This window comes from Pediococcus sp. AC40 (genome assembly GCF_030252485.1).
Classification (GTDB): domain Bacteria; phylum Bacillota; class Bacilli; order Lactobacillales; family Lactobacillaceae; genus Pediococcus; species Pediococcus acidilactici.
Genome location: NZ_CP127012.1, coordinates 1938699 through 1958334, shown reverse-complemented (window position 1 = coordinate 1958334; position 19636 = coordinate 1938699). Strand labels below are relative to the sequence as shown.

General features: G+C 43.5%; 14 protein-coding genes. 11 read left to right on the top strand and 3 right to left on the bottom strand.

What is annotated here, in order from left to right; genetic code table 11:
• Nucleotides 1-7: 7 nt before the first annotated feature.
• Entirely contained in the window at nucleotides 8-1501 is a 1494-nt protein-coding gene (locus tag NL111_RS09630; protein WP_285110233.1) for a lipopolysaccharide biosynthesis protein, read from the top strand.
• 74 nt (nucleotides 1502-1575) lie between these two features.
• Here the strand turns inward: NL111_RS09630 and NL111_RS09625 are convergent, their stop codons facing one another.
• The gene (locus tag NL111_RS09625) at nucleotides 1576-2847 is read right to left on the bottom strand and encodes an ISL3 family transposase (protein WP_502929582.1); all 1272 of its coding nucleotides are present in this window, start codon (nucleotides 2845-2847) and stop codon (nucleotides 1576-1578) included.
• 434 nt (nucleotides 2848-3281) lie between these two features.
• Between NL111_RS09625 and NL111_RS09620 the strand changes: the two genes are divergently transcribed.
• From NL111_RS09620 to NL111_RS09590, 7 genes are all read left to right on the top strand, one after another.
• Nucleotides 3282-4763 carry an Ig-like domain-containing protein gene (locus NL111_RS09620; protein ID WP_285110232.1) on the top strand — a complete coding sequence of 494 codons (1482 nt, stop codon included), beginning with the start codon at nucleotides 3282-3284 and terminating at the stop codon, nucleotides 4761-4763.
• 366 nt (nucleotides 4764-5129) lie between these two features.
• Complete coding sequence (locus NL111_RS09615) at nucleotides 5130-6551, top strand: glycoside-pentoside-hexuronide (GPH):cation symporter (RefSeq protein WP_285110231.1); 1422 nt, start codon at nucleotides 5130-5132, stop codon at nucleotides 6549-6551.
• Between the two features lie 21 nt (nucleotides 6552-6572).
• On the top strand, nucleotides 6573-8126 hold the full coding sequence (locus NL111_RS09610) for a tagaturonate epimerase family protein (RefSeq protein WP_285110230.1): 1554 nt from the start codon (nucleotides 6573-6575) through the stop codon (nucleotides 8124-8126).
• Between the two features lie 23 nt (nucleotides 8127-8149).
• Nucleotides 8150-9568, top strand: a complete 1419-nt coding sequence (uxaC, locus tag NL111_RS09605) for a glucuronate isomerase (protein ID WP_285110229.1) — start codon at nucleotides 8150-8152, stop codon at nucleotides 9566-9568.
• 24 nt (nucleotides 9569-9592) lie between these two features.
• The gene (locus tag NL111_RS09600) at nucleotides 9593-11212 is read left to right on the top strand and encodes a mannitol dehydrogenase family protein (RefSeq protein ID WP_285110228.1); all 1620 of its coding nucleotides are present in this window, start codon (nucleotides 9593-9595) and stop codon (nucleotides 11210-11212) included.
• A 17-nt stretch (nucleotides 11213-11229) separates the two neighbouring features.
• The gene (locus tag NL111_RS09595) at nucleotides 11230-12219 is read left to right on the top strand and encodes a D-isomer specific 2-hydroxyacid dehydrogenase family protein (protein WP_285110227.1); all 990 of its coding nucleotides are present in this window, start codon (nucleotides 11230-11232) and stop codon (nucleotides 12217-12219) included.
• Nucleotides 12220-12238: 19 nt separating this feature from the next.
• Nucleotides 12239-13783, top strand: coding sequence for a gluconokinase (locus NL111_RS09590; protein WP_285110226.1), 1545 nt, complete (start codon nucleotides 12239-12241; stop codon nucleotides 13781-13783).
• Between the two features lie 247 nt (nucleotides 13784-14030).
• On the opposite strand, the gene NL111_RS09585 is transcribed toward NL111_RS09590, so the two are convergent.
• Entirely contained in the window at nucleotides 14031-15047 is a 1017-nt protein-coding gene (locus NL111_RS09585; RefSeq protein WP_285110225.1) for a LacI family DNA-binding transcriptional regulator, read from the bottom strand.
• A gap of 173 nt (nucleotides 15048-15220) precedes the next feature.
• On the opposite strand from NL111_RS09585, the gene gnd reads away from it, so the two are divergent.
• The 3 genes from gnd (at nucleotide 15221) to NL111_RS09570 (ending at nucleotide 18684) form a co-directional block, all read left to right on the top strand.
• Complete coding sequence (gnd, locus tag NL111_RS09580) at nucleotides 15221-16120, top strand: phosphogluconate dehydrogenase (NAD(+)-dependent, decarboxylating) (RefSeq protein ID WP_002829425.1); 900 nt, start codon at nucleotides 15221-15223, stop codon at nucleotides 16118-16120.
• A gap of 351 nt (nucleotides 16121-16471) precedes the next feature.
• Nucleotides 16472-18268, top strand: a complete 1797-nt coding sequence (locus NL111_RS09575; RefSeq protein WP_220444387.1) for a toxin Cry1Ac domain D-VI-related protein — start codon at nucleotides 16472-16474, stop codon at nucleotides 18266-18268.
• Between the two features lie 230 nt (nucleotides 18269-18498).
• Nucleotides 18499-18684, top strand: coding sequence for a hypothetical protein (locus NL111_RS09570; protein WP_285110224.1), 186 nt, complete (start codon nucleotides 18499-18501; stop codon nucleotides 18682-18684).
• A gap of 54 nt (nucleotides 18685-18738) precedes the next feature.
• On the opposite strand, the gene NL111_RS09565 is transcribed toward NL111_RS09570, so the two are convergent.
• The gene (locus NL111_RS09565; protein ID WP_159215719.1) at nucleotides 18739-19581 is read right to left on the bottom strand and encodes a methyltransferase domain-containing protein; all 843 of its coding nucleotides are present in this window, start codon (nucleotides 19579-19581) and stop codon (nucleotides 18739-18741) included.
• Between the last annotated feature and the right edge of the window lie 55 nt (nucleotides 19582-19636).

Sequence of the window (19636 nt, the reverse complement as noted above, 5' to 3'; positions counted from 1 at the left end):
GGTAACCATGTCACAAAGAAAAATTGGTGTATTTCTGTCCTACGTCAACATTGTGGTTAAGAATTTATCGACGGTGCTATATACTCCCTTTCTAATACGAAGCTTAGGACAAACTAATTATGGTTTGTACCAAATGACCACTTCGATAATGACAATGTTATTTACGTTGCACTTGGGGTTTTCAGCAGCATACATAAAGTTTTATTCCAAAGAAGACGAAGACGGAATTAAACGTTTGAATGGCATTTACATGGTGATCTTTTTCTCACTGGGAATTTTATCCATCATTCTCGGGATGATCCTCCAAAAAAACGTAGCATTAATTTTTGGGCGGACCTTTAATGGTGCTGAATTACTAACGATGAAACACCTGATGACATTGTTGATTATTAATGTTAGCTTAACCTTTCCTTCGGTAGTTTTTGATTGTTATATTTCTGCGAAGGAAGAATTTACCTTTTTAAAATCGCGAGAAATTTTATTGAATTTAGCGGTACCGCTAGTTACGGTACCATTTCTTTTTTTTACTAGTAATACGGTAATTGTGGTAGCCATTCAGGTGGTGATTACCACGATATTTTTGTTGTGGAACATCTACTTTGCGTACGTTAAATTAGGGATGCGTTTCTGGTTTAACAAACTAAAATTATCCCTTTTTAAGGCAATTTTTGTCTTCTCAGGATTTATTTTCATTAATGAAGCTGTCGACATGGTCAACTGGAACCTGCCTAACGTAGTACTCGGAATTTTTTCGGGTCCCCGCGACGTTTCAATTTATGGGGTGGCTAACCAGATTAAAAATGTTTTTATCAGCATTTCTACCGCAATTTCAACAATTTACATTCCCCACATTTACCAAATTAATAAGGAGAAGGAAAGCACTAAAAAACTCAATGATTTGGTGGTTAAGCTGGGGAATTATCAGTATCTAGCCGTTTGCTATATTTTTGGTGGCTTCATTGTTTTTGGGACGTACTTCATCCAATTATGGGTAGGAAAAGGATATGAACAAGCTTACATAGTGGGTATTTTATTAATCATTCCATTGTTGACGCCGTTAATTCAAAACGTAGGAATGGAAATTATCAGAATGAAGGACTTATATAAACGAGTATCCTACGTTTACCTAACGTTAGCATTAATTAACGTGCTCATCAGCGTGATCTTTACCCAACTATTTGGCCTAGTGGGAGCGGTGTTAGGTACTTTTATTACCATGATTTTAGGAAACGGACTCTACATTAATATTTACTATACGAGGGTGGTAGCATTGGATATGCCACGCTTTTGGCGGAGGATTATGAGAGTTTCGGTAGTTCCAGGGGGTAGCATCCTGTTGCTAGAAGCAGTGATGTATTTTCATCCCATTAATAACGTACTTACATTTTTGATCTATGGCGGATTATACACTTTGACATATCTAATTTTATTTATTTGGGTTGATTTAACCGACCAACAAAGACAGAGGATGTTTACTTTAATTACTAATAAATTTAAATAAATGAGGACCTAGTTAATGAATAATTGGGGCTCTTCGTCAACTGTTGTTGGTAAACTAAATTTTGAAAGTTCTAATCACTTGGTGATTAGGGCTTTTTTAGTATGTATGCGGAAAACGTAAAGTACTCTAATCCTAAACTTAAAAAAACCTCGGTAGCCAAAGCCAGCTCTTTTAATAGCTTTGATTTTATTATTTAATCCTTCTAAAGGTCCATTTGAGTGTTGTGTAATGAAGGTATTATGGATTTCATCATGATGAGTTTGAAGCATTTTAAGCGTACTAAGCATTTCTTCAGAACAACCTTCGGTGTTCCAAAAGGCGGCATTGTAATTGTTCCAATCTTTGTGTTTAAGTGCAGCTTGAAGTTTATTTAAGACGTTGTAAGTTTGATTGAGAGCGGGATCAAGATTTAACAGCCGATCTACAATATCTTTGGCGGTGACCCAGTAAGGGAAATAAGTCCATTTATGAAATTGTTCAAAATCTAACTGCTCATGAGGCACTAGCAATAATTTCCAATAGCGTTTAAGTGCTTTAAATTCACGGGAAGATGGGGCAAATTTTTTCATTATGCGAACTCTAGTCTTATTAAACGCCCGATTAAGGGCGTTGACGATATGGAACTTATCTACGACGACAATCGCATTTGGAAAGATAGTTCTAGTCAACTTTGGGTATGTATAGTTCATATCTGTGACAATGATTCTGACATTTTCCCTGGCCGCTAGATCATAACGTTTAAAGTGTTTTTCTAGTCGTTGGATAGTCCGAAAAGGAAGAATATCAATTAATTTATGAGTTTTGGCGTCCATGAATTCAAAGCTCATGGCATCAGTAGCGGTTTTAGTACTTTTGATTTCATCCATCAAGATTACTTCTGGAAGCCAGTGAAAATTTGGCTTAAAATCGCGTTCAGCTCGTAATAGTTGACGTCCAACAAAGGAGTCGGATGTCGAAAGTTCATTAGCAATATGTTTTAAAGACACTGGTTCAGCAAGTTTTTCTAGGCAAGCTTTACGGGTTGGATTAGAAATTGTGCAGTGCTTGGGAACTAGACTGGTTTGTGCTAGAAAATTAGTTTGGCATTCTTTACAGCGAAAGTATCTGCGCTTTAACTTCAAGACGGTATCATTTCCAAGAGCTTTAGCAAAGCGAACGGTGGTCAACCGCCACCCATACCTAATAATCTGTCCATTATTCATAATGCCACATTTGGGACAAGCCATCGGCTTGTAATCTAAAGTGCCTTCCAAGCGAATAACTCCATCACATTTTCGAGCACCATTTTTAATTTTTATATGATTATCATCTATACCTAACAAAAGCTTAGTAGTATCATTACACATAAGGACATTCACTTCTTTCTGAAAATCTTCGTCGTGGTTGATTTTTTCTGAACGGACAGTGAGTGTCCGTTTTTTTATATACCTAAGCATACAAAAAATCTGTCATCAGCAATAGATAATTCTATTACCAACAACAGATATTGTAGAACCATAATTGGGCCCTTTTTTAGACATCGGCTTTAAAACGGGATTTTATAGTAATAATTTAAAAAAATATAAATTGCATATTAATTATCAAACTGTTCATTTTGAAGTCATATTATAAACATACTTAGTTAAGTGTGATGCGTTATTAGCTGTACGCGGGTGCTTGTGCGCATGTTTGTTCATCACAAGGGTTATTAATTGACACTTTTGATAGTAATCGCTATCATAAAAAACAAGTTAATTAGTTAGTTAGCTTTAATTAATAAAAAGTAAGGGAGTTGTATACTATGAAAAAAGGTCTGATTACCGCTGGGTTAGTTACTAGCTTGGTGTGTACAAGTATTTTGGTAGAACAAACCGCCTTCGCGGCAAGTAAGGATAATGGACAAGCAACCGTCACTAAACAGGTTAATAAGCCAGCACATAACGATCAAAAAGCTCCACGTGATATTGGAATTGTTACTAAGGGAGAATTAAATATCTCTGGTACAGGTGCTAACGGGTTGAAGCTACAAGGTAATAATACGGTTACCACGGGTACTCTTGATTTACATTACATTGGAAAATCTCTTGGGATCGGGATTGACGAACAAACCGAAATTGTATTCTCTGTACCTAAAGAATTACAAGAAGTGGTTAACTCCCCTAACTTCAATAATTATGTAACCGGAATTTTTAAATTTAATAACGGTTCGGAACATACTTACGATCCCCACGACATTCGGGTTGAAGATAATGGTGCGACCATTAGAGTGATCAACCCAACTGAAAGTTGGTTCATCGGAGCAAACTTTGACGTTAAGTTAAATATCGATTTAGGTCAATTAGTAACGGATACGGGCATTAGAATCCCTGATGCTGAAAATAATTCAAGCTATTATTTCAACGCTGGCTTAATTAAAAAGGGCGACGTGATTGATTGGGACTTAATTGGTAATTACAATGCAGGTTATACTTTACCGACCCACCAATTAGATCCTGGTTGGACACTAATTAATGAAAAACCAACCGTTGAAGACGTTTATGATAGTGACGAAGTAGTCACTGGTAAAGGAGTGCCGGGAGCCAAAGTCCAGGTCAAAGTTGGAGACGAAGTAATTGGAACTGGCACAGTAGACGAAAATGGCATTTACGAAGTAAAAATTCCTAAACAATCTAAGGGAGTAACCCTGACGATCTCACAAAATACCGGGGTAGGCTGGAGTGATCCAATCACGACGGTAGTTAAACATAAAGAAGAAAGCATTCCAAAACCAACGGTGAACGAACCCGTAACTAGCAGCGACACGCAAGTTAAGGGGACTGGTTACGAAGCTGGTAATACCATTATCGTTACGGATTCCAACGGTAAGGAATTAGGCAGGGGTCTGGTACAATCAGACAAGTCGTTTAGCGTAGACATTCCAGCACAAGACGCGTACACAATCTTGCACGTGGTGGAAACAAATGGAACCGAAACTAGCCCGGCTACGGAAGTTACCGTGCACGAAGGAGAATCCAAAGATGGTAAGATCACAGGTTTGGATAAATACTCAATTAGTAACAATGACGGTTACATTCACGGCACCTACACTGGGTCAGCAGCAGCCCAAGTTAACGTAGTGGTTGACGGGGTTAAAGGGAGCACCGTACCTTTAGAACCTGGCAATGGTCAATTCAAGTACTACATCGCTAACTTGGTATCAACCCCAGGTCAAAATGTCACGGTCAACTTGTTAGACGCTTCCGGAAATGTATTAGACTCAAAGAATCTAGAAGTTGTGGCTTAGAAAATTTTTATCAAGGGCGTTCTTGGAGAAATCCGAGAACGTTTTTTAGTGGGGAAGTTAAGATTAGCTCCGCTAATTAATAAATACTAAAATAAGTCACGTCTGGAAAGAAATTATGAGTTGCTATACTAATTTAGCAAAAAGGGTTTCAAATAATTTTTATCGCCAGAAAAAGGTAGCGCTTTCATAGTGGTTGTGTTAACATAACCGTGTAAGAAAGTCAGCTAATTTTCACGTGAATTTGGACTACATAACTTTCTTGGTTGATCTAGGATACGGGTTTGATTTTTAAATTAATAGTAGTGTCTGCGCAAAAATGTTCACGCGAACATTTTTGGAAGACAACTAATTACGGAGGTAAAAAATATGGCGGACAGTGTACATTCAAGCGCGCCGGACCACGTGGTTTTACTCAACGACTCCACCAAGCGAATCCCTAAATCACAGCAAATTGCTTACGGATTTGGTGACATGGGGAACGGCTTCATGTTTGACCTTGGGCAAGCTTATTTAACTAAGTTTTGGATCGATGGAACCGGCATTGCGGCCGGAGTCGTCGGGGCAATTTTTGCGTTTACTAAGATTTTTGACGCGGTGATGGATCCCATCGTGGGTGCGGCAATTGACAACCGTAAGCGTGGTAAGCACGGTAAATTCCGGCCGATCATGATGGGATCGGCAGTAATTTTAGCAATTATGACGGTAGTCACCTTTACCATGCCAAGCGGGTTAACCATGACGCAAAAGATCACCTACGCTTTAGTAACGTACATGATTTGGGGTGTCTTTTACTCCCTAACTAACGACCCCTATGGATCGCTAGCTTCGGTAATGAGCCGGAACTTGGAGGACCGGAGTTTCATGTCCACCACCCGGCAAATTGGTTCGGTAGCGGCCCAATTAATTGCTGGGGTGGCTTTTATCCCGTTAATGCAATTGACTAGCGGTGGGCACCCGCTGCACGGCTATACCATTTCCGCGGCCATCTTTGGCGTAATGGGGGTACTGGGTTTCTTAGTATGCTTCCTGGGCACGCGCGAAAACCTGCATATCAAACGCGACGAGGATGCCAAAAAGGAAGGCATGAAGGACTACTTTAAGGTGGTTTTCACTAACGGACCGTTGGGCGCGTTAGTTTTAATGACGCTGTTTACGATTTCGGCAATGAACACTAATAACCAAATGATGGTCTTTTACGCACAGTACAACCTGGGCAACATCGGTTTGCAACCAATAATTAACTTCATCATGATGGGCAGTTCGGTTGCCGGGGTCTTCATGGTTCCGTACTTAACCAAACATTTCGGGCAAAAGAAAACTGCCATCGTGAGCTTATTTATCGGGGCAGTGGCTAACGCAATCAATTTCTTCTTGCCGACGAATTTGTACACCTTCATCCTATTCGTGACGATTGGTTACGTAGCGTTAGCGATCCCGAACGGAATTACTTGGGCAATGGTTTCTAACGTCATCGATTATGGTGAATGGCATAGTGGAACCCGTAAAGAAGGAATTACGTACGCCGCGTTTAACTTCTCACGGAAAATCGCTCAATCAATTGCGGCGTTAGTTTCTTCGGGATTGTTGGCAATTACCGGTTACGTGGCTAACCACACGCAAACTGGTTCTGCGCTCAACGGAATTAAGATTGCGATGACTTTATACCCGGCAATTTGTTTGGCACTGGCTGGGGTGATTTTACTGTTCTTGTTTAAGTTGGATGACGATAAGTTTAACCGGATTTCTAATGACCTAGACCATGGCCGTTGGGAAAAGGGCACTTTGTAATTTAAGAAAGAGGTAATTGGAATGGCTTTAGAAAATTTACTATTGGATGTTAAAAAATTGATTGAAAATCCGGATGCGGACGTTGACGAGGGAATTTACCGCCCTTCAGTACAAATTGACCGGCGCAACGTTTACTTTATCTATCGTGAAGGAATTAAGAAGAGCCTGATAGTTTACGAAGATGCCCGCAAAGCTCGCGATTTCCAAGCTGACGAGACCTTAGTTGATGACGACTACGTTTTATTGAAGGGCCCGCTGAACTTCTTCAATAACCAAGCACTGGCAAAACGGTTTGCCTGGATTAAACCGTCTTCCCGGCACGGTCACAAATACACGCTTGGCTTAGGCGACCGGCTCGGAATTGCGTCTAACGCCCATTTGAAATTGTTAAAGGGACGCGGCATTTTCCCCGTCCTCGCCCAACAATCAATTCGGGAACTGTTATTGAGTAACCGGACCTTCACCGACGTAATTGAAGCAGCATCGTGGTCAGTTTTTGAAGAAGGCTACCGCGACGGCTGGGGTGCAGATGGCGACCATGTTAAAAATGCGTACGAAATTGACTACGCGGTACGTTCGGGCGCAACGATGATTACTTTAGACCTCACCGAAAAGACCCATACCGAATACTTAGCTTATTCAGATGAAGACTTGGACGCGAAGTATAACGAATTAGCCCCTGAAATTCGCGAAAAATTTGAAAAGAAGTACCTTAACCACCGCTTTGAGTTAGGCAACGGCGACGTGGTCGAATTTAGCCCACGGGACTTGAAGGAAGCGGTGTTGGCCTTTAACGAAGGAGTCCTCTTCGCAGAATGGGTCAACGAAAAATTTGTTAAACCATACGCTTTGGACTTTGAAGTTTCGGTTGACGAGACGCCGGTTTCTACAACTCCGGCACAACACTACTTCTTTGCCAACGAATTGGCCGATGCCGGAATCACTCCCGAAACCTTGGCTCCCCGTTTCTACGGGGAATTCCAAAAGGCGATCGACTACATTGGCGACCTTGACCGGTTTGAAAAAGACTTTGGCGAACACGAAGCGATTGCCGAGAAGTTTGGCTACAAACTTAGCGTACATTCCGGCTCCGATAAACTTTCGGCTTATCCAGTAATTGCGCGCTTGGCTAACCAGCACGGTTGGCACGTTAAGACGGCGGGAACCAACTGGCTTGAGGCGCTCCGGGTGGTTGCTCACGAAGATCCCCAATTCATGCTGGAACTTTACAAGTTTAGCTATGACAACCTTGATGACGTAAAGGACTTCTACGTCTTTAACGCACAAACCGATGGCAAGGCATCCAAACCTGAAGATCTCACCGAAAAAGACGTCAACATGCTGCTCGTGGATGACGACGCACGGCAAGTTTTGCACACGATGTACGGTTCGATCCTCGGGTACACCGAAAACTACCAATATGTATACCGGGACCGTTTGTTTGATATTTTGCTTCACCACGCTGACGAATACGACAAGTACTTGAGCTTGCACATGGCGGAACACGTTGACCTATTACAAGGAATCGAAACCACGAAACAAGCTGTTTTAGATAAATACGAACCCAAAGACTAAATCAATAAAGGAAGGTAGCAGTCATGAAATTACTTGATAAAGACTTTTTGCTGGAAAACGAAATGGCGAAGACCCTTTTCCACGATTACGCAGAAAAGATGCCGATTATTGATTATCACTGTCATTTAAGCCCCCAAGCAATTTACGAAAATAAAAACTATCCCAACATTAGCCGAATCTGGCTAAACGAAGGCACCTACGGAGACCACTACAAGTGGCGCTTAATGCGGGCCAACGGGGTTAGCGAGGATTTAATTACCGGCGACGGTGATGAATATCAAAAATTTTTAGCATGGGCGGATACCATTGAACATGCGTATGGTAACCCACTTTACGAATGGACCCACTTGGAATTACGGCGGTTCTTTGGCATCGATGAACCACTTACCGTTAAATCCGCTCCCCAAATTTGGGAGAAGGCCAACCAATTATTAGCGGCCGATGATTTCAAGCCCCGCAACTTGATTAAAAATTCCAACGTTAAGCTAGTAGCGACAACTGACGATCCGGCTTCGGATTTGCACTATCACAAACTTTTGCAAGACGAAGAAGCGGAATCCGGCTTCAAGACGGTTCCCGCAATGCGGCCGGATAAACTAATGCAGATTGAAAAACCTGGATTTGGCGAATATTTGCAAACCCTCGCAAAGGCCGCTGGGGTAACCATTAATTCCTTCCAAGATTTGGCGAAGGCGTTACGGCAGCGTTTTGAATTCTTTAAGGACATGGGAAGCCGTTTATCCGACCACTCGTTGCCGTCTTACCACTTTGTGGAGCTATCTGAAGCAGAACTAGACCAGATTTTAACCAAGGCGGCCGATGGAGCAACTTTGACAGAACGTGAACGCGACGGTTATACAACCGCGTTGTTAGAAGTTTTAATGAAACTCAACAACGAATTTGACTGGGTAATGCAATTCCACATCAATTCATTGCGGGACGCCAACAAACCAATGTACGAAAAATTAGGTCCGGATACCGGCTTTGACTCAATGGGGACTCAGCCAGACATCGTCGACGGCATTCAAAAATTAATGACCAAGATGTCGGCAGAGGGCGTGGTTCCTAAGATGATTTTCTACTCCCTTAACCCAAACGATTGGATGGAATTGGCAACGCTCATGCAATCCTTCCAAGGGCAAACCAAACAACGGATTCAACTTGGAGCGGCCTGGTGGTTTAACGACACTGCCGAAGGGATGGACGAACAGCTCCGGGTCTTTGCCCAACAAAGTCTTTTACCAAACTTCGTCGGGATGTTGACCGACTCCCGGAGTTTCTTATCATATCCGCGGCACGAATACTTCCGGCGGGTATTGTGCAACTTCTTTGGCCGCTTGGTAGCGCAGGGCCGGGTTCCTGACGATGCCGAGATTTTGGGCAAGGTAGTTCAAAACATTGCTTATAACAACGCACACGAATACTTTGGTTTCTTCGATTAAATCAATTTGAGGTGAAAAATAGAAATGGTTAAGCTATCTGATAATTACATTACCCACCGGGCCGAGTTTGAAAAGGCCGGAATTAAGGTTCCCACTTACGACCACGATGCCGTAGCGCAAAAAGGGGTGACCCACCCCCGTTGGATTCACTTCGGAGGAGGCAACCTTTTCCGGGCGTTTCACGCGGCTATTGCGGATGAGTTGATTGAACAAGGGGAGTTAGACGCTGGTTTATTAGTAGTCGATACCTTTAGTAAGGAAGTTGTTGAAAGGGTTTACCACGATAATCACAACCAAGTCTTGCGGGTCGTTACCAAAGCGGATGGCACGTTGGAATCCGCGGTCTTTGGTTCGGTTGCAGACGCAGTTTTTGATTCTGCAGAGGCGCCTAGCCAAGAATTACGCAAAGCATTTGAAAACCAGTCGTTGCAACTAGTTACGTTTTCAATTACTGAAAAGGGCTATGCATTAACGGATGGGGAAGGTAACTTAACCGCTAGTGTAACAAAGGACGTCGCGGCGGGTCCTGAAGATCCGGTAAATAATATTGCCCGCCTTACTAGTTTACTTTACGACCGCTTCAATCACGGCCAGCTACCGTTGGCATTACTAAGTACCGACAACTTTTCTCAAAATGGGGACCGGTTGAAGAAGTCGGTCTTAACGATTGCTAAAGGCTGGGCGGCGAATCAGTTGGTCGAAGACGAATTCTTAGATTATTTGCAAAACCCGGACAAGGTTAGTTTCCCATTGTCCATGATCGATCGGATCACCCCGAACCCTGCCAAAGCAGTAGGGGAAAGCTTAGAGGCCCAGGGCGTGGAAAATATGACCCCGTTTAAAGCCTCGTACGGCGCAATGCTAGCTTCCTTTGCTAACACGGAAGAAGCTCATTACTTGGTAGTCGAAGACGCCTTTCCAAACGGCCGTCCGGCACTTGAAAAGGCTGGGGTGATCGTGACGGACCGGGCGACGGTTAACGATGTCGATGAAATGAAGGTTACAACCTGCTTGAACCCGTTGCACACAGCCTTAGCAATTTTTGGTTCATTGCTGGATTATCACTCGATTTCCGAAGAAATGAAGAATGCCGACTTGGTGGACTTAATTAAGCAAATTGGTTACGTGGAAGGTTTGCCAGTGGTGAAGGATCCGAAGGTAATCAATCCGAAAGCCTTCATTGACGAAGTGGTTGAAAAACGGCTGCCTAATCCATACATTCCCGACACTCCGCAACGCATTGCGACCGACACATCGCAAAAAATGGCGGTGCGCTATGGCGTAACTATTCAACACTATTTGGCAGTTCCAACGTTGAAGGTTACCGACTTGAAATTTATCCCGTTAACGATTGCCGCATGGTTGCGTTATCTATTAGCGCTTGATGATAAGGGGCAGGCGTTTGAACCTAGTCCAGATCCGTTAATGGACTACCTAAAAGAACAGCTTCAGGGAATTCAACTAGGTGAAAATCCAAACCTCCAAGCCCAAATCAAACCGATTTTGGCTAATCAGAAGCTATTCGGCGTGGACCTAGTAGAAGCTGGTTTGGCAGAACTAATTGAAGCCGACCTAGCGGAAATGCTACAGGGACCGGGCGCGGTTGCACAAACCCTACATCAAAAATTAAATCAAGTAAATTAAACAGAGGAGAATGAGAAATGGCAAAATATCGGATTGCGGTCGTCAACTCAAGTAGTTTTGGACAAGTTTTCAAAGAACATTGGCAAGCCCTCGAAGAGATTGGGGAAGTTAAACGGTTTATGCTGCCAACGGATATCGATGGTAAATCATTGGCAGAAAAGCTACAGGGTTTCAACGTGGTGGTCGCTAGCGTAACCCCAAATTTCAATCAGGAATTCTTTGATAATAAGGATGAACTATTGTTAATTTCACGTCATGGAATTGGCTATAACAACGTTGATTTAGCAGCAGCGAAGGCGCACGGCACGAGGGTCACCATCGTTTCCCCATTGGTAGAACGAAATGCCGTCGCGGAAAATGCATTGGCAAACCTGATGGCGTTGGTTCGGCAGACGGTTCCGGCTGGGGATGCAATTAAGGCCGACCATTATGAAGACCGGGCCCGTTTTATGGGTAATCAATTCTCCGGCAAAACTTTCGGTGTAATTGGCGCCGGAAACATTGGTAGCCGGGTAGCGGAACTATTTGGGATTTTTGGCGGACCCGTTTTAATTAACGACCCCGACCCGAAGGCTCCCGAAGGTTGGCTAGAAAACAATAACGTACAAAGGGTGAGCCTAGATGAACTTTTGGAACGGGCCGACTACATTTCGTTGAACGCCTCCTTGAACGATGACGATTATCACCTAATTGACGCAGCCGCTTTAAAGAAGGTCAAAAAGGGCGTTTACTTTGTTAACCACGCGCGGGGTGCGCTGATTGACGAAAATGCCATGTTAGCCGCGGTAGAAGCGGGTCAAGTTGGTGGTTACGCAGCCGACACCATGGAAGTTGAACCAGTGCGGGCGGATCATCCGTTCTTGAAGAACGCACACTTTTTGATTACGCCGCACACCTCTGCTTACACTTACGAATGCTTGCACGGGATGGGTGAAAAATGCGTATCCGATGTGCAAAACATCGTTAACGAACGCCCATTGGTACGGGAATTAACGGCAAAACTTTAATTGAAGGGTAGTATTAATCATGAAATATATCATTGGAATGGATATTGGAACCACCAGTACGAAGGCGGTAATGTTTGACCTAAAGGGTCGGATTGTGCAAGTTGCCCACCAACTTTATCCAATCATTCGCGAAAATGTGGACTCCGCCGAGGAAGACCCGGACGTGATTTACGACGCGACGGTGGCCGTTTTACAGCAGGTTATCCAAGCCGCCCATTTTGACGCCGCGCAAGATCAGCTTTTGGCAATTTCGTTAAGTGCACAGCAACATTCCATCATGGGGGTTGATGACGAATTTAACCCGGTGACTAAACTCGCAATTTGGGCGGATAACCGGGCTGAAAAGTATGCCGACCAAGCCAAACGGGACGGTTCGGGACTGGCACTGTACCAACGGACGGGCGTGCCCACCCACCCCATGGCGCCTTACTACAAATTACAATGGTATAAACATGAAGCACCCGCGCGGTTTAAACAAGCTAAGTACTGGCTAGGAATTAAATCGTACATTATTTGGAAATACTTTGGCCAATTTTTGGAAGAACAACCGATGGCGGCGGCCACGGGATTATTTAACACCCGGGAAATGCAGTGGGACGTGGCAGCTTTACAACAACTAGGATTGCAAGCCTCCCAATTACCTCAAGTGGTGGAAGCCACGCACCAGGTCCATGGTTTAAATCCGCAATTAGCAAAACAAATTGGGATCCCTGCGCAAACCCCGTTTGTAATGGGATCTTCGGATGGCGTGGCGACCACCATTGGGGTTGGCGCGGTGCGGAAGGGTCAGATCGCAATTGATATTGGAACTTCGGCCGCGGTACGGACCATGGTGGACGAGCCCCAATTTGATCCGAAAGGCCGGATTTACTGCTATCCGGTTTTGCCGGGCAAATGGATTATTGGCGGGCCGATTAATAATGGTGGAGTAGTGCTTCGCTGGGCTCGCGACCAATTTTTCAACGCCGAAAAAAGTACCGCGGAGCTCCTCAACCAAGATCCGTACGACCTGTTGACGAAGATTGCGGGCGAGGCACCAGCCGGGTCCAAAGGCCTACTATTCCATCCTTTCCTAGGTGGTGAACGGGCCCCAATTTGGTCTGGAAATGCGCGGGGATCCTTCTTTGGATTGACGCAAACCCATACGCGAGCGCACATGTTGCGGGCCATTTTGGAAGGTATTGTCTACAATTTGTTCACGGTTAACTTGGCGTTGGAAGAAGTTATGCCAAAAGGTGACCGACAGATTTTGGCGACCGGTGGCTTTGCGCATTCAGAATTATGGAAGCATATTTTGGCCGACGTATTTGAGGAACCGGTGAAGGTCCCTAAGTCGGTTGAGGGTGGCTGCATGGGTGCGATGGTAATCGCCCAAATCAGCTTAGGTTTGGCAAAGGATTTGACGAAGGTCGAAGACTTTTTGGTAAAGGATGCGGTAAATACGTATGAACCAAACCCAGCAAACTTTAGGGCGTACCGTGATTTGATACCAATCTATATTAGGCTGTCGAGAGAGTTGGCAGGTGAATACGATAGTATAGCGGAGTATCAGAGAACGCATTAGAGTGTGGAAGGCCTCGGGTAAAGATCGAGAATTAACAGAATAAGAGCACTGATCGCGGATTTGGCGATTAGTGCTCTTATTTGGTTAATCGGAGAGCTTTGAGGGCTGGAACACGTTTCGCAAAATAGCAGTGGAGCGCAAGGGAATTAATCGCGAACTTTGCGATTGGTTCCCTTGATTTGGTTAACCGGAAGAAACAAAAAAATGCCGCCAACCGGTTTTAACCAAGTTGGCAGCATTCTTAATTTTATTTACGCAATGATTCCCGGTAAATAATCGGCATTTTAAAGCATTTTTTAAACGGGATGTTGTCGTCGAGTTCCTCGTTAGTTAGTAAATGTTTCAAAGTCGCAATCCCTAACGCGGTCATTTCGGTGATGGGGCTATGTACGGTAGTTAAGGATGGTGAAGTGTAGGTGGCAATGTCCATGTCATCAAATCCGGAAACACTGACTGGATGCTTTAGATTAGGATGCGTGTTGATCGCGTGAAGGGCCCCAATTGCCATGTCGTCATTTTCGATGAAAACGTAATCCGGAAAGTTAGGCCGTGCCAACAGTTCTTCCATTGCCCGGCAGCCACCCTTAGCGGTATATTCACCCTCGATTGGGGGATGGGCGAACAACTTGGTTGGATGAGCTGCGTCCCATTCTTGAATTGCGGCAAAGTAACCCTGCGAACGTTCCTGCGTTGAAGCGTAATCCAGGGAGCCGCGAATTAAGGCTACATTACGGTGCCCAGCTTGTAGCGCGTGGGTGGTCATTTCGCGAGCCGCTGAATAATTGTCCAGCCAATAGTTATAAACGGGCTGAATTTGCGTTTTACGGTTGAGCACCACGACGGGAATTTTCATTTGAACTAGATTATTAATGAATTCTTCGTCCTTCACGGATTGACTAACCACCACTACGCCGTCGAAAAAGCTAAGGCGGTCGTGGTCGTTAATGGAATTGATTGAGAGGACGTAATTTTCGGGTAACTGTTCCCGGATATTTAAAATAATGCTGGTTAAAAAGAGCCCCGAAGTCCCGTTTTGTAGATCGGTAAAAAACAGGCCGATCGTGTAGGTCCGTCCTTGGTTAAGTCCGCGTGCGTTTTGGTTGGGGACGTAGCCTAGTTGATGGGCGGCCTCCACAATTTTCCGTCGGGTAGTTTCCTTCACCTTAGGACTCCCGTTTAACGCCCGAGAAACGGTGGTGTGTGAAATACCAAGGTGACTGGCAATATCAATAATCGTGGTCCGTTTTGAAGAATTATTTGTCATAGGATGCTCCTTTTAAATTACTCAAGCGTAGCAGCTCCAATTATACAACAAAAATGAGAATTAATAATAATTCATGAAAACGGTTGTACTAAATGGGGACCGTGCTATAATTTAATTGTAAGGTTTCACGTGAACATTTGCAATTTAATCAAACATTAAGCGGGGTAACGATAATGGAAATCGGATTAGTTGGTTTGGGAAAAATGGGCATTAATTTAGCCCAAAACATGTTGCGTCACCAGCATAAAGTGGTCGGATTTGATTTGAATAACGCGTTAGTTGAAAAAGCGATCGGTTATGGAGCAACTGGAGCGGCTTCGTTAGCTGAAATGGTGCAAAAAATGACGGCTCCCCGGGTGGTCTGGGTAATGGTGCCGGCGGGCAAGCCGACCGATGTAACAATTGCGCAGCTAGGCGACCTGCTAGAAGCGGGTGATTACCTAATCGACGGCGGAAACACCTTCTGGAAGGATAGTTTGCGGCATAACCGGCTAATTTCGGAAAAAGGGATCCATTATTTTGATGCTGGTTCGTCAGGTGGTTGGCGCGGAGCACTTAATGGCGGGAATTTCATGATTGGGGGCGATGACGCCGCAGCCTTTGAAACCATCCGCCCATTATTTGAAGATATTTCCCAGGAAGATGGTTATCTCTACACTGGTAAGGCTGGTTCAGGACACTACCTTAAAATGGTTCACAATGGCATTGAGTACGGGATGATGGCTGCAATTGGGGAAGGTTTTGAAGTATTGGAAGCCTCCCAGTTTGATTACGATAACGAAGCGGTCGCCAAATTGTGGAACCATGGCTCGGTAGTTCGGAGCTGGCTGATTGAACTTGCTCAGGACGCTTTCAGTAAGGATCCGCACCTAGCTGAAATTGCGGGACGAATGCATTCCAACGGCGAGGGTCAATGGACGGTGGAAGAAGCTATGGACCGCCACGTCCCTACCCCAGTAATTTATGCAGCGGTTGCGGAGCGTTATCGTTCGATGCAAGACGATACTTTCACCGGCAAGGTGGTGGCGGCTCTGCGAAATGAATTTGGCGGGCACGCAGTTGATAAAAAGTAGTTCCTCATGGTGAGATAATAGTTGAAGAATTTGCGTTTAGTTCAGCTAGTCAGCAACTTATTAACTTCTGCGACTAAACGCTTTCTGAGCCTTATGAATTAAGCTTACTAAATATAACTAAGGCTTATTATAGGTAAATCATGATAATCCATACTTTATAAAGTGAATTTTTTCTTAATCTAAAATTTGGTGAAATTAGGGGTGGTAACGCTTTAACGAGCGGAGCTACCCCCTTTTTATTTACCGGCAGAAAAAATTTAAAAAAGTGTTGCTGAAAATCACTTTGTAGGGCATAATTGGTGTACACCATATACAGTGGTTAAAATAAAAATAAAAAGGGGTTTATGTATAATGAAGTATACCAAATATACAGTCTTAGCAATGTCCGCACTAACACTAGGAACTGTGGGTGCTAAAGTTACACATGCAGCACATACCAACCAGCATGCTGTATCGGCAGCTAACTCACAAGAGGCAAATGCTAAAAAAGCAACTGATGCAGTGCACGCCTTGTTTGCTAATAAAGAATACACCAAATTAGCAAGCGGAGTAACTAGTGCAAAGGTTGATGCAGCAGAAGCTTTAGTACATAAGTACGTATTAACTTACAAAGATTCACAACTATTGTTAAGTTTGTGTAATAGTGCAAGGCACAAATTAAGTGATAGCTCGGATGATGCTTCTGCTATTAAAGCGGCCGAAAAGGTAGTTGACGCATTATTTACGGATCGGACCCACGCTAAGTTAGCAACGGGAGTTACTGCTGAAAAAATTGAAGCTGCCGTAAAAACAATCGAAAAAAATGTGCCGCATAGTAATAGTAATTACCAACGGCTTATGTCGTTATGTGATCGGGCAAAATCCTTCTCACGCGCATCTAATAATGACTCCAATACTAAAAACGATATCCAAAAAGCGACAGATGCTGTTAATGCATTGTTTGCAGATGGTAGTCATACTAAATTAGCGAAGGGCGTTACTACAGAAAAAATTGAAGCAGCTCAAAAATTAGTTGATAAAATTCCAACGTCAAACCCTAACTACGTTGAGTTACGTAATTTATGCACCAAAGCTAAAAACTTGTTAAACACAGCAATTAAAAACGACGTTAAAGTAGCGACTAAGGCAGTTACTGCATTGTTTGCAGACAGTAGCCATACTAAATTAGCGAAGGATGTTACTGCGGAAAAAATTGAAGCAGCCCAAAAATTAGTTGATAAAATTCCAACTAACAACGAAAATTATCAAAGATTAAATGATCTTTGCCAAAAAGCTAAAAAGCTTCTTGCAGAAAATAATGACCCAGCGGTAAAAGAAGCGGAAAAAGCAGTTTTCGCACTCTTTTCAGATGAAGCACATACTAAATTAGCGAAGGGTGTTACTGCTGAAAAAATCGAAGCAGCCCAAAAGTTAGTTGAAAAAAATGTGTCACAAAGTAATAACAATTATCAAATGTTAATGACCTTATGTCGTAAGGCAAAAATTTTGCTCGATAACGCTAATACCGAAGATAAAATCCGTGAAGCAGAGGAAGCGGTTTATGCGCTATTTGCTGATTCATCGCTAAGTAGTGTGGCAGATAGCACTAATAGTGCTAAAGTCGAGGCTGCGAAGGACTTGGTTGCAAAAAATGTAAGTGTAGCTAATCCTAACTTTAGTAGGCTGTGGAACCTATGTTTGAAAGCAGAACGTTTGCTAGAAGCATCAGGAACAATTCGTCCAGCAAGTAGTGAAGGCGAACAAGAAGCAATTGATGCAATTAAGGCGCTATTTAGTGATGACACATACACAAAATTATCCGACAAGGCTAACAGTGCAATGCTCAAAAAAGCTAACGCATTGTTTGTAAAATATGTTAAACCAGGTAACAGTAACTTCACGGTTCTCTATAAGTTATACCAAAAAGCAGAGCGTTTGTTAGAAAGTTCAAATGATATTCGTCCAGCTGCAAGTAAAGAAGAACAAGCAGTGATTGATGCGGTTAACGCGCTTTTCACAGACGGTACCCATACCAAGTTGGCTGCAGGAGTAGACCGGGATAAGATAAACGAAGCCAAAAGTATGATTGCTAAGTACCTTACTTTTGACAACCGGAATACGATGATTCTTTACAATCTCTGTGCTAAAGCACTTGAACTATTAAATTAGTTTACGAAAAAATCCATTATCGTAACTGAGACTTTAATTATCAATAATGGATTAACATATAAAATATCAAGAAACAGTTTCAACAATTGTCATTTGGTTGAAGCTGTTTTTATATATGGGAATCTATTCTATATTAGTTTACGGGATGTATATAATTGTGCTCAAAGAGTATAATTTAACTGGGTATATTAATAATGAATAGCGTATTATCTCGAAAGGAGAGTGATGATTTGCGTAAATGGATTACGCGTGGCGATTTGGTAGCATTTGGGGGCACCGTGGTGACTATGTTTTTGGTTAGTAAGGTCGATTTTATGCACGTTCATGAAGGGTGGCAATTTTTGACAACGCTATTAACGTTTGTGGTTTTAGACTCTGTTTGCACGTGGTGGATCGATACCCCAGCTGCTAAATAAAAACCCCAGTCGGTTTATGCAATGACTGAGGTTTGGTTGGTCGCAATTGAACGTTTAAAAATGATGTACCACGGCAATCTCAAACTCCGCGGTAATGGAATTTAATGGACGTTGGAGGAGCTGCTCCCGGTTTTCTTGTGCTTGCCAAGTTAAGGGCGTCATGTTGAACAAGGCCGTAAAAAGCGGTTGGTCAAGCGGAAATTCATACCTAATGGTCGAGAATTTCGCTTGGGGATAGTGTTCGATAAAGTGTTTCTTAACTGGCGTATTATTATAGGTAGCGTGTGGTCCTTCCGGATAAACTAAGTGCCGAAGCTCCTGCAAATAATGGTTGCCGGGAATGACCTTAACCAGCACGCCGTCTGGGGCTAAGGTACGGTCAAACTCTTGGTAATTAGCGGGTGACAAAATGTTGACGATGGCGTCTAAACGATGGTCGGCAAATGGCAAACGAGCTAAGTCACCTACCATGAAGAGCGGTTGGTTTTCCAGTGCCACCCCTGCGCTAGCAATGTTAATGGCTGGTTTGGAAATATCCAGGCCGACTAAGTTTCCCCTCGAATGGTTGGCAAGCCATTTGGTGGTGGTGCCTTCGCCACAGCCGGCATCTAAAATAAGACCGCCAGCAAGCAATTTCCGAACCTGTTCAAGCATCGGATCGAAAAAACCGGCCGTTAAGAATTGGTGGCGATAGCGTAGCATTTCGTCAGTATATTCGGTTTTGACGGGATGACTAAGGAAAAAGAGGCTTCCTTTTTTCGCCACGTTAAAAGTATGTTGATTTTCGCAAGCGACGGTACCAGTTTCCGCGGATGCAAAAGCTCCCTGGCAAACGGGACACTGAAATTGATTTAAATGTTGTTGGATAAATTGACTGGTTAATTCGATTTTGTTCAAAATATGACCTCGTTGTTCTCGTAATTAAGTTAATTCTACCACGGCTTTAAGGAAG